This is a genomic window from Burkholderia sp. Ac-20349, assembly GCF_017104865.1.
Classification (GTDB): Bacteria; Pseudomonadota; Gammaproteobacteria; order Burkholderiales; family Burkholderiaceae; genus Burkholderia; species Burkholderia aenigmatica.
On sequence record NZ_JAAGPM010000051.1, the window covers coordinates 41,850 to 52,932 of the forward strand.

The following is an 11,083-nucleotide window of genomic DNA, read 5'->3' on the forward strand; positions in this document are numbered from 1 at the left end:
GCGGATGATGAGTACGATTACCGCCGAACGCGCACCGTCGCGCAACCGCAACCGCAGCTGGCTACCCGAGCCGAAGCACTGGGTCGGGCAGGCCGGGCTGTGGACGTTCACCGCCGCGCTGATCGCCATTCACCAGGGCAAGGTGCTGACGCTCGCGTTTCCGGTGCTGGCCATCGCGGTCGGCATCTGGCTGTATTTCAAGAGTCCGGCGCGCTACGTCGGCTTCATGTGGTGGGTGTGGTTCCTGAGCCCGGAAGTGCGGCGTCTCGCCGACTGGTCGAAGGGCGCGTTCACGCCAACGAGCCTGATCCAGGTCGCGCCGCTCGCGGTGACGATGATCGCCGGCCTCGGGCTGATCCGGCATTACCGCGTGCTCGCGCAGCGGCGCGGGATCCCGATCCTGCTGATGCTGTTCGGGCTCGCGTACGCGTATCTCGTCGGGATCGTGTCGAGCGGCGTGATGGCCGCGACCTACGACCTCGCGAACTGGGTGTACCCGGTGCTGATCGGCTTTCACATCATGGTCAACGCGCGCGACTACCCCGAGTACCGCGACGTGCTGCTGTCCACGTTCATGTGGGGCATGCTGGTGATGGGCGTGTACGGCGTCGTGCAGTACTTCGTGATGCCGCAGTGGGACGTGCTGTGGATGATCGGTTCCGACATGGGTTCGCAGGGTGAGCCGGTGCCGTACGGCGTGCGCGTGTTCAGCACGATGAACTCGTCGGGGCCGTTCGCGTTCGCGATGATGGGCGCGCTGGTGTTCGTGCTCGCGGCGCCGCAGAAGATCCGCTGGTTCGCGGGGGCGGCCGGCTTCGTGTCGTTCGCGCTGTGTCTCGTGCGCTCGACGTGGGGCGGCTGGGTGATCGCGCTCGCGATCCAGCTCGCGCAGTCGAACAACCGCGTGCGGATGCGGATCCTGATCAGCGGCGTCGTGCTGGTCGGGCTGTGCGTGCCGCTGCTGACCGTCGGGCCGGTGGCCGATCGCCTCGGCCAGCGTCTCCAGTCGATCACGAACCTGAAGGACGACCGCAGCTACGACGATCGCAACAAGTTCTACGCGACCTTCGCGCAGACGGCGTTTACCGACGTCGCCGGCGAAGGGATGGGCGCGACGGGCGCATCCACGAAGCTGTCGAGCGACAGCGGCGAACTCGGCAAGTACGGCAGCTTCGACAGCGGCGTGATGAACGTGCCGTTCGTGCTCGGCTGGCCCGGCACGCTGCTGTATCTCGCCGGCGTCGTGATGCTGTTCGGCCGCACGTTGCGCGCGGCGTTCAAGCTGCGCAAGGACAAGTTCGTCGGCGCGTGCCTGAGCCTGTGCCTGTCGACTTTCGCGATGCTCGTGTTCACGAACTCGCTGATCGGCACGGGCGGCCTGCTGATGTTCACAGCCATTTTTTCGATTCTTTCCGCGGCGCACTGGCAAAAGGCACAACGCCTGCTGGCCGCCGCGCGTTTACGGGGAGGCGACCATTGAGAATCGCGATCGTCACGCACGTCGTGCGACATAACGACGGGCAGGGCCGCGTCAATTACGAAATCGCGCGCGCGGCGCTGGCCGAAAACTACGAGGTCACGCTGGTCGCGTCGCACGTCGCGCCCGAGCTGCTGGCCGACCCGCGCGTGCGCTGGGTGCCGGTGAAGGTCGGCGGCTTCTGGCCGTCGAACCTCGTCAAGCAGCAGGTGTTCGCGCTGAAGAGCGCGGCCTGGCTGCGCGCGCACCGCGACGAGTACGACGTGCTGCACGTGAACGGCTTCATTTCGTGGATCAAGGCCGACGTGAATACCGCGCACTTCGTGCACGGCGGCTGGTTCAAGAGTCCGTACTATCCGTTCGGGCCGACGAAGGGGCTGTGGTCGGCGTACCAGTACGTCTATACGCGCGTGAACACCACGCTCGAGCGCTGGGCGTACCGGCGCTCGCGCGCGATCACGGCCGTGTCGCAGAAGGTGGCCGACGAGATCGCCGGGCTCGGCATCGACAGCCGCAAGATCAGCGTGATCTACAACGGCGTCGACACCAGCGCGTTCGCGGGCGCGCAGGCCGATCGCGCGGCGTTCAAGCTGCCGGACGATGCGTTCCTGCTGCTGTTCGTCGGCGACCTGCGCACGCCGCGCAAGAACCTCGGCACCGTGCTGAAGGCGCTGACGAAGCTGCCGGCGAACGTGCATCTGGCGGTGGCCGGCTATCTGCCCGGCAGCCCGTATCCGGACGAGGCGCGCGCGCTCGGCATCGATTCGCGCGTGCATTTCCTCGGTCTCGTGAAAAACATGCCGACGCTGATGCGCTCGGTCGACGCCTACGTGTTTCCGTCGCGCTACGAAGCGATGAGCCTGTCGCTGCTCGAGGCGATGGCGGCCGGGCTGCCGGTCGTCACCGCGCGCACGGCGGGCGGCGCGGAAATCATCACGCGCGAATGCGGGATCGTGCTGGAGGATCCGGACGATCCGGCGGCGCTCGCGCAGGCGATCGGCACGCTTGCGGCGTCGCGCGACACCTGTCGCGCGATGGGCGACGCCGCCCGCGAACTGATGACCCGTTTCGGCTGGGCGCACATGGGCGCCCAGTATGTCGCGCTTTATCGGCGCATCGGCCAACCCTCGCAGCCGTCCGCTTTCGAGCGGGTCGAGCATGCAGTCACGCAGGAGCAGTCCTGATGTCCCAATCTTCCCGGCCGATCAAATCGTTGCAAATCGGCATGCACTGGTTCCCCGAACGCGCGGGCGGCCTCGACCGGATGTACTACTCGCTCGTCGGCGCGCTGCCGGGCGCGGGTGTCGAGGTGCGCGGGCTCGTTGCCGGCTCGCCGAAGGTCGCCGACGACACGGATGGTGCGATCCAGGGTTTCGGCCCCGCAACGGAATCGCTTGCGCGCCGGATGCTCGCCGCGCGGCGCGCGCTGCGCGAGGAGGTTCGCAGCGAGCGGCCGGACGTGATCTCGTCGCACTTCGCGCTGTACACGTTCCCGGGCCTCGACGTCACGCGCGGGATTCCGCAGGTGTCGCACTTCCAGGGGCCGTGGGCCGACGAAAGCCAGGTCGAGGGTGCCGCGTCGCTCGGGCAGCGCGCGAAGCGCTATCTCGAACAGGCCGTCTATACGCGTTCGTCGCGGCTGATCGTGCTGTCGCAGGCATTCGGCCAGATCCTGACGAATCGCTACGGAATCGATCCGTCGCGTGTGCGCGTGATTCCCGGCTGCGTCGATACCGCGCAGTTCGACACGCCGCTCACGCCCGGCGAGGCGCGGCACAAGCTGCAACTGCCGCAGGACCGGCCGATCGTGCTGGCCGTGCGCCGGCTCGTGCGGCGCATGGGGCTGGAGGACCTGATCGACGCGATCGGCCTCCTCAAGCACCGTCACCCGGACGTGCTGCTGCTGATCGCCGGCAAGGGCAAGATCGGCGAGGAACTGCAGCAGCGCATCGATGCGGCCGGGCTGCAGGACAACGTGAAGCTGCTCGGCTTCGTGCCCGACAACCATCTCGCGGCGCTGTACCGCGCGGCGACGGTCAGTGTCGTGCCGACGGTCGCGCTCGAAGGCTTCGGGCTGATCACCGTCGAATCGCTCGCGTCCGGCACGCCCGTGCTGGTCACGCCGGTCGGCGGGCTGCCGGAGGCCGTCGCCGGGTTGTCCAGCGATCTCGTGCTGCCGTCCACCGGCGCGGACGCGATTGCGGAAGGTCTCGGCGCCGCGCTGTCGGGTGCGATCACGCTACCCGACGAGGCCGCGTGCAAGCGCTATGCGCGCGATCATTTCGACAACGCGGTGATCGCGCGGCGCGTGGCCGGCGTGTACGAAGAGGCGATCCAGGCAGCGGGTTGAGTGCCCCCGGCGCGCAACCTGCGCGCCGAACCGAAAGCCGAACCGAAAGCCGAACCGAAAGCCGAACCGAAAGCCGAACCGAAAGCCGAACCGGTGCGCGTGCGCGGCCGGTTCGCGTGCCGGCCGCCTGCGAAGGGCAGGCCGGCCTTCTCCATCCGATACGCGGCGCCGGCACGCATCACGCGCGCCTGAGCGTCGCGGCCCAGACGCCGAGCGCCGCCACGCTCACGACGGCGCCGAGCACGCAGACGCCCGTCCATCCGGCGCGTGCATACATCATCGTCGACGCAATCGCGCCGAGCCCGCTGCCGGCCGAATAGAACAGCATGTAGCAGCCGACGAGTCGCGCATGCGCATCGGGCCGCGCGCCGAGAATCATGCTCTGGTTGACGACGTGGACGGCCTGTCCGCCGACATCGAGCAGCACGATGCCGACGATCAGCCATGCAATCGACGTATTGCCGAACGCGAGCGGCAACCACGAACACGCGAGCAGCGCGAGCGCGGCGCCGGTCGTCGCTTCGCCGCGCCCGCGATCCGCGAGCCGGCCCGCGCGGGCGGCCGCCGCCGCACCCAGCGCGCCGACCAGGCCGAACGCGCCGATCTGCGTATGCGACATCGCGTGCGGCGGCGCGCTCAGCGGCAGCACCAGCGCGCTCCAGAAGATGCTGAATGCCGCGAACATCAGCAGCGCGAGCGCGCCACGCACGCGCAGCACGCGTTCATTGCGCAGCAGCGACACCATCGATCGCAGCAGCGCCGCGTAGCCGATGCGTTCGCGCGGCCCGTTCTCGTCCGGCAACAGCCGCGACAGCACGACGAGCATGACGATCGCGAGCGCGCCCGACACCAGATAGACGGCCCGCCAGCCCGCGATATCGGTGACGACGCCGGCCAGCGAGCGTGCGGCCAGCAACCCGACCACGACGCCGCCTTGCGCGGCCCCCACCACACGCCCGCGTTCGCCGGCGCCCGCCAGCGCGGCCGAGCACGCGATCAGCCCTTGCGTCATCGCGGTACCGAGCAGCCCGACGGCGACCATCCCTGCCAGCAGCGCGACGCGCGTCGACGAGGCGGCGACACCGATGCAGGCCGCCGTCAGCAACAGGAGCTGCACGGTGATCAGGCGCTTGCGGTTCAGCAGGTCGCCGAGCGGGACGACGAACAGCAGCGCGAGCGCACAGCCGAGCTGCGTCGCGGTGATGACGCCGCCGACGGCCGCCTGCGACACGCCGAAATCCCGGGCGATCGAATCGAGCAGCGGCTGCGCGTAGTAGACGTTCGCGACACTGGTCGCGCAGCAGATGGCCAGCAACGCGACGCGCGCCGCGGACAGGCGGCCGACGTCGGCCGGATGTGCTGCATGGGCAGGTGCGTTCGATGCAACGCTGCCGGAATGACAGGAAGAATCCATGAGTTCCCTTACGCAAAGTAGTTGCAAATTGAAACCAGAATGGAGTGTAGGAAAAGTAGTTTTAAAATGCAACCTGTTGTGCGGCGGACGGGACGTCCGTGCACGGATGGCCGGTGGTGCCGAGAAGGCGGCCGGCGCGATGGCGGAGAGGAACATGGCCAGGCAGAAAAGTCTTGCGGATTCGCCGTGCCCGGTGGCACGGGCGACCGATATCGTCGGCGATCGCTGGGCATTGCTGATCGTGCGCGATGCATTCGACGGCGTGCGCCGGTTCGGCGATTTCCGCGCGAGCCTCGGCGTTGCGAGCAACATCCTGTCCGACCGGCTCAGGATGCTGGTGGACGCCGGCGTGTTCGACGTCGTGCCGGCGTCGGACGGTAGCGCGTATCAGGAGTACGCGCTGACCAAAAAGGGCGAAGGGCTGTTTCCGGTGATCGTGATGCTGCGGCAGTGGGGCGAGGCGAACCTGTTCGCGCGCGGCGAACCGCATTCGGTGCTGCTCGACCGCAGCACCGGGCGCGCGATCCGCAAGCTCGCGCTGCGGCATGACGACGGCCGGCCGTTGAAGGCGGCGGAGACGATCGTGAAGAAGATCGGCGACGCAGCCGGTACGACGCGACAGTGAGCGTCATGCGCGACGGCTGGGCCGTCGGATAGACTGTCGCGATCGTCGTCGACCGGAGCCGCATCGTCATGTCCCACCCGCTGGATTCCGCCGGTTATCGGCTGCTGCTCGACCTGCAGCGTCGCATCCACGACTACTGCGAGCGCGAGGGCGCCGAGGACGGGCGCGACCATGCCGATCCGGCTGAGCCGCTGTGGCAGACCGATTTCAACCATGTCACCGTCGCGCCGATGCGGGCCGGGCTGCATGTCCGGTACTTCGGCGGCGCCTGGGAGGAGCCGTTCGACTGGACGCTGCAATGTCTGGCCGAGCGGGACGTCGCGGCGCTCGTGACCGATCTCGCGTTCAGCGGCCTCGACGAAGGCGCGAACGGCACGCTCGAATGGGATTTCGGTCCGCTGCTCGATTCGGATGCGCGCTTCCCGATGCTGCGCTCGCTGTATGTGCGGCCGACCGAGCCGGCCGATCACAACCAGTCGATGATCGTGCGCCGCGACCTGATCATGCAGGAGGGCGGCGAGATTGCCCGCTTTGCCGCGAAGGCGCCGTTTCTCACCGAGCTGACGGTGCCGAATGCACCCGACGCGCGCTTTTTCGACGTGCCGCTTGCGCATCTCCAGCGGCTGCGCATCGGCGGTGGAGACGACACGCAGCAGTTCATCGAGCGTCTTGCCGGCAGCGACAACCTGTCGTCGCTCGGCTGGCTCGATTTCTCCGAATCGACCGCATTGCATTCGACCTGGAAGCGCGCGCGCGACGCCGGCAGCGTCACGTCGTTCGAGGCCTACGAGCGCTTGCTGAAGAGCCAGGCCGGCCAGCGGCTCCATACGCTGACGCTGAGAAATACCTGTCTCGATCGGGACGCGCTCGACGCGCTGCAGGCGCTGCATCCGCGGCTGTCGTTCATGGTGATCCAGGCCGGCCACGGCGGCTACGTGAGTCACTTCAAGGACAACGTGTTCCCGTGGCGTCACCTGGTCCAGCGCGACCCCGGCGACGCCTGACCGCCTCCGTTCAATCGGCCGCCGCCACGGCCTGACGCGCGGGCGATGCACCGCGATGCGCATCGGGCCGCACCCGCGTCGCGAGCAGCGCGGCGGCGACCAGCAGCGCGACCGACACGGCCGTGTCGATCCGCAACCCGGTCACGACCTGCGCCGCGCCGCCACCGCCGGCGAGCGCGCCGAACGCTGCGACGCCCATCGCGCCGCCGGCCTGCCGCGCGGTATTCAGCACGGCCGACGCGATGCCGGCCCGCTCGGGCGCGACCGACGCGAGCACGGCGGTCGTCATCGCCGGCACCGCGAAACCCATGCCCGACGGAATCAGCAGGAACGGCACGAGCAGCACGGCCAGCGGCGTCGACGCGTCGATGAAATGCAGCGACCCGTAGCCGAGTGCGGCGACGAGCGCGCCCGCCAGCATCGGCGCACGCGGGCCGTGACGCGCCACGACGCGGCCGCTCGCGAGGTTCGACAGCAGGAAGCCGCCCGTCAGCGGCAGGAACGCGAGGCCCGCCTGCAACGCCGATTCGCCGCGTGCGCGCTGCAGGTACAGCGCGAGCACGAACACGGTGCCGTAGTACGTGAAGTTCACGCAGATCCCGAACAGCACGGCCGCGCTGAACGTGCGATGGCGGAACAGCGACAACGGCAGCATCGGCGTGGCCGTGCGCGCTTCGACCGCGACGAATGCGAGCGCGGCGAGTGCGGCCAGCGCGAAGCCGCCGGCGACGACCGGATGCGCGAAGCCGAGCGGCCGCCATTCGATCACGGCGCCGGTCAGCGCGGTCAGCATCGCGATCGCGATGAACTGGCCGCGCAGGTCGAGTGCACGGACGGAACGGGAAGGCGCGGCCGGCGTAGCCCCCACGCGGCGCGCGGGTACCCATGCCAAGGCGGCCGCCAGCCCGGCCGCACACAGCGGCAGGTTCACGAGGAAGATGCCGCGCCAGCCCCACGCCGCGATCAGCAGGCCGCCGACGACCGGGCCGGCCGCGATCGAAATCGACCCGGCTGCCGTCCATCCGCCGACGGCTCGCGCACGCAGGAGCGGGTCGTGCCGGCACGCGTCGTTGAGCAGTGCGAGCGAATTGGGCAGCATCGCTGCGGCGCCGACGCCCTGTAGCGCACGCGCGGCGATCAGCATCGCGGGCGTGCTTGCGGCGCCGCAGGCGAGCGACGCGAGCGCGAACAGCGCGAGGCCAGTGATATACAGGCGGCGCGCGCCGAAGCGGTCGCCGAGCGCGCCGCCCGACAGCATCAGCACCGCGAACGCGAGCGTGTACGCATCGACGACCCACTGCAGGCCGGCGACCGGCAAGTGCAGGTCGCCGGCGAGATGCGCGAGCGCGATGTTGACGATCGTCACGTCGAGCTGCGTGACGACGAAGCCGGTGCTGACGGTCGCGACGATGCGGGCGAGCGCGGGCGGGAAGGCGGGGGAGGGGGCGGTCGTATCCATGCGTCAATCGTAGGACGCGGCGGCGGGCGATGTTTCAGCGGGACGTGAAGCGTCGAAGCGGGCGACAGGATGCGATGGGATGGCGAACGGGAGCGGCGAAGGCTGCGACTGGCCGGGCGCCCGTGCGAATGCGGTTTGCCGAACCGTGCCGCTACGACGTGCGTTGATGCGGATTCAACGCCGGCACGCGACTGCGCTCAATGCCGCGCGCCGCGCCAGCGTCCCGGCGCCACGCCGAAGCGCTTCGTGAACGCGTGCGTGAACGTGCTTTGATCCGCGAAGCCGACCATTCCGGCGATATCGACGAGCGGATACCGGCCGTCCGCGAGCAGGATCACGGCCGCGTCGAGCCTGAGCCGCTGCAGGTAGCGATGCGGCGTTTCGCCGAACGCATCGACGAACAGTTGATGAAAACGGCGCATCCCGTAGCCGCAGTGCGCGGCGAGATCGGCGATGCGTAGCGGTTCCGCAAGCCGTGCGCGCAGCCAGCGGTCGATGCGTGCGAAATCGAGGCCCGGTGCGGGCGTGGCGATGCCGCGTTCGTCGAGCAGCGCGCCGCACAGCCGCGCGGCCGCCTGCCACTGAAAACGGTGCGCGGCCGCGTGCTGTGCGTCACCGGCGGGCGCGTCGAGTTGCGCGGCTGCCGCCGCGATCTGCGCGACCAGCGACGTCAGTGCCGGATCGATCGCCACGGCGCGCGCGTTGTCGAACAGCCGCTGCGGCACCGCGAGCGACGCGGGCGGGAGATTGAGCACGAGCTGGCGGTTCTCGCCCAGGCCCGCGTAATCGTGGCGCGCGCCGGCCGGAATCAGCCAGGCGCCGTGCCGGTCGAGACGCTGGCTGACGCCGTCCACCGCCATCACCATCGCGCCGTCGATGCCGAGCACGATCTGGTGAAAGTCGTGCACGTCCGACGCTTCGAGCGTGTCGTAGCGTTGCAGTGCGACGGTGGGGGACGGAAGGTGTGCCATGGGGCAGGGCGTCAGCCGGCGGCTCGTGTGCCGTGTCAGAGGGCGAGCAGTTCGACTTCGAACACGAGCGTCGCATTCGGCGGAATCACGCCGCCTGCGCCGCGCGGGCCGTAGCCGAGTTGCGGCGGGATCGTCAGGCGACGCACGCCGCCGACCTTCATGCCCTGCACGCCTTCGTCCCAGCCCTTGATGACCATGCCGCCGCCGAGCACGAACGCGAACGGGTCGTTGCGATCCTTGCTCGAATCGAATTTCTGACCGTCGGTCAGCCAGCCCGTGTAGTGGACGCTGACGGTCTGGCCGGCTTGTGCAACGTCGCCGGTGCCTTCGGTCAGGTCTTCGTATTTGAGGCCCGATTCGGTCGTGATGACAGACATGACTTCTCCTGAAAAAGGATGGGTAAAACCGCTATTGTAGGCGAGCACGCAGCGGGCCGCCGCTCGTGGCTTTCGGCCGGTCGCACGCGTGTCGCGGACGGCGGTGGGCCACCGCGGCCGCGATCGCGCGAAACGCAAATGGAACGCCTGTTTGAATTTTTCGCGAGCCGTGCGACCGAGGTTGCACCGCGCGAGTGCGACGCGTGTATGAATCGGTGCTACCGGGGCGTTCGCCCGCCTGCCGCACGGCTTCGCCGGATTCCGTGAAACGCCCGCCACACGCGGCTTTCAGGCCACGGCTGCGAGGCGGCGCCGGCCGCCGCAACTGGCCCGCGTGCGGTCTCGCGCGTTCGAATCCCGACCCGCCCGGATACCGTGCGAGCGCCGTTTTTTCCGCCTTTTCGACCGTGCCCTGTTTGGAAGCGCGCATCTACCGCGCGGCTTGCGTGCGCCGCCGCGGGCGGCCTATCTTTACAGCTGTCGATGTCAAGATTTTGGCGGTGCGCGACGCGCCGCCCGGGCCCGCGCCGGCCGCGTCGAACGACGCGCCGGGCCGCGCCGGAACCAGGAGAACGATGAACATGAAGTCAGCCGCTTCCGCCACCGCAGCCGGGATCATGCCGGTGCGCCGCGACCTGCGCTTCGACCTGCCGGTCGAACGCGCGAAGGACTGGCATGGCCTCGGGTCGCACGTGACCCATTTCTTCAACGCACTGTCGCTGCTGTTTCCGGCCGGCGAGCGTTTCTTCATGGATTCGGTGCGCAACTACCGCGACCGGATCGACGATCCCGTGCTGAAGCAGCAGGTGCTCGGCTTCATCGGCCAGGAGGCGATGCACACGCGCGAGCACATCGAATACAACGAGCTGATGCAGGCGAATCACCTGCCCGCGCGCAAGCTCGACAAGCGCGTGTGGACGGTGCTCGGCTACATGAAGCGCAAGCTGCCGCATTCGGTGCAGCTCGCGCACACGGTCGCGGCGGAGCACTACACGGCGATGCTGGCCGACTGGCTGCTGCGCGACCCGACGCGCCTCGACGGCTCGGTCGAAGGCTACCGCCAGATGTGGATCTGGCACGCGCTCGAGGAAACCGAGCACAAGGCCGTGTCGTTCGACGTATGGAATGCCGCGATGGAACCGGGGTTGCGCCGTTACCTGATCCGGATCGGCGTGTATCTGCTGACGACGCTGACGTTCTGGCCGACCGTGTTCCTGATGCATGCGACGCTGCTGTGGCGCGATCGCGGCGCCGGCCACCACGTGCGCGGCATGCTGCGGATGATGGCGTTCCTGTACGGGCCGCGCCGCGGGCTGTTCCCGCGCATCGCCGGCGAATGGCTGAGCTTCTTCCGGCCGGGCTTCCATCCGTGGGATCACGACAACCACCACCATCTCGCGCGGGTC

General features: G+C 68.9%; 10 protein-coding genes. 6 read left to right on the forward strand and 4 right to left on the reverse strand.

Translation table 11 applies throughout. The annotated features are described in order from the left end of the window. Positions 1-7: 7 nt before the first annotated feature. From G3N61_RS18395 to G3N61_RS18405, 3 genes are read left to right on the forward strand one after another with little or no spacing between them, the layout of a single operon-like run. Positions 8-1,480 carry a glucose-6-phosphate isomerase gene (locus G3N61_RS18395; protein WP_043179150.1) on the forward strand — a complete coding sequence of 491 codons (1,473 nt, stop codon included), beginning with the start codon at positions 8-10 and terminating at the stop codon, positions 1,478-1,480. Beyond that, positions 1,477-2,661, forward strand: coding sequence for a glycosyltransferase family 4 protein (locus G3N61_RS18400; RefSeq protein WP_175221774.1), 1,185 nt, complete (start codon positions 1,477-1,479; stop codon positions 2,659-2,661). Before G3N61_RS18395 ends, G3N61_RS18400 begins: the two co-directional genes overlap by 4 nt. Next, a complete protein-coding gene (locus G3N61_RS18405) occupies positions 2,661-3,827 on the forward strand; it encodes a glycosyltransferase family 4 protein (RefSeq protein ID WP_043177880.1) in 1,167 nt (388 codons plus the stop codon). The genes G3N61_RS18400 and G3N61_RS18405 overlap by 1 nt, the downstream gene beginning before the upstream one ends. Positions 3,828-4,005: 178 nt before the next feature. Here G3N61_RS18405 and G3N61_RS18410 read toward each other — a convergent pair whose 3' ends face one another. After that, positions 4,006-5,241 (reverse strand): MFS transporter, encoded by a 1,236-nt coding sequence (locus tag G3N61_RS18410; RefSeq protein ID WP_205823254.1) that lies wholly within the window; start codon positions 5,239-5,241, stop codon positions 4,006-4,008. A gap of 154 nt (positions 5,242-5,395) precedes the next feature. On the opposite strand from G3N61_RS18410, the gene G3N61_RS18415 reads away from it, so the two are divergent. Together G3N61_RS18415 and G3N61_RS18420 are read left to right on the forward strand one after the other, a co-directional pair. After that, a complete protein-coding gene (locus G3N61_RS18415) occupies positions 5,396-5,866 on the forward strand; it encodes a helix-turn-helix domain-containing protein (RefSeq protein WP_196249761.1) in 471 nt (156 codons plus the stop codon). A 68-nt stretch (positions 5,867-5,934) separates the two neighbouring features. Next, entirely contained in the window at positions 5,935-6,870 is a 936-nt protein-coding gene (locus G3N61_RS18420) for a hypothetical protein (RefSeq protein WP_205823255.1), read from the forward strand. A 10-nt stretch (positions 6,871-6,880) separates the two neighbouring features. Here G3N61_RS18420 and G3N61_RS18425 read toward each other — a convergent pair whose 3' ends face one another. From G3N61_RS18425 to G3N61_RS18435, 3 genes are all read right to left on the reverse strand, one after another. After that, a complete protein-coding gene (locus tag G3N61_RS18425; protein ID WP_205823256.1) occupies positions 6,881-8,329 on the reverse strand; it encodes an MFS transporter in 1,449 nt (482 codons plus the stop codon). Between the two features lie 197 nt (positions 8,330-8,526). Then, entirely contained in the window at positions 8,527-9,300 is a 774-nt protein-coding gene (locus tag G3N61_RS18430) for an AraC family transcriptional regulator (RefSeq protein WP_205823257.1), read from the reverse strand. Between the two features lie 35 nt (positions 9,301-9,335). After that, positions 9,336-9,677, reverse strand: coding sequence for an FKBP-type peptidyl-prolyl cis-trans isomerase (locus G3N61_RS18435; RefSeq protein WP_043177872.1), 342 nt, complete (start codon positions 9,675-9,677; stop codon positions 9,336-9,338). A gap of 581 nt (positions 9,678-10,258) precedes the next feature. Here G3N61_RS18435 and G3N61_RS18440 point away from each other — a divergent pair. Next, positions 10,259-11,083: metal-dependent hydrolase (locus G3N61_RS18440; RefSeq protein WP_205823258.1), on the forward strand; the 825-nt coding region annotated here is incomplete at its 3' end.

What these genes read in the sequence shown, in the direction of transcription:
- G3N61_RS18395 (WP_043179150.1), top strand. Translation starts at nt 8, where the DNA reads ATGAGTACGATTACCGCCGAACGCGCACCGTCGCGCAACCGCAACCGC.
- G3N61_RS18405 (WP_043177880.1), top strand. Translation starts at nt 2,661, where the DNA reads ATGTCCCAATCTTCCCGGCCGATCAAATCGTTGCAAATCGGCATGCAC.
- G3N61_RS18410 (WP_205823254.1), bottom strand. Translation starts at nt 5,241, where the DNA reads ATGGATTCTTCCTGTCATTCCGGCAGCGTTGCATCGAACGCACCTGCC.
- G3N61_RS18415 (WP_196249761.1), top strand. Translation starts at nt 5,396, where the DNA reads ATGGCCAGGCAGAAAAGTCTTGCGGATTCGCCGTGCCCGGTGGCACGG.
- G3N61_RS18420 (WP_205823255.1), top strand. Translation starts at nt 5,935, where the DNA reads ATGTCCCACCCGCTGGATTCCGCCGGTTATCGGCTGCTGCTCGACCTG.
- G3N61_RS18425 (WP_205823256.1), bottom strand. Translation starts at nt 8,329, where the DNA reads ATGGATACGACCGCCCCCTCCCCCGCCTTCCCGCCCGCGCTCGCCCGC.
- G3N61_RS18430 (WP_205823257.1), bottom strand. Translation starts at nt 9,300, where the DNA reads ATGGCACACCTTCCGTCCCCCACCGTCGCACTGCAACGCTACGACACG.
- G3N61_RS18435 (WP_043177872.1), bottom strand. Translation starts at nt 9,677, where the DNA reads ATGTCTGTCATCACGACCGAATCGGGCCTCAAATACGAAGACCTGACC.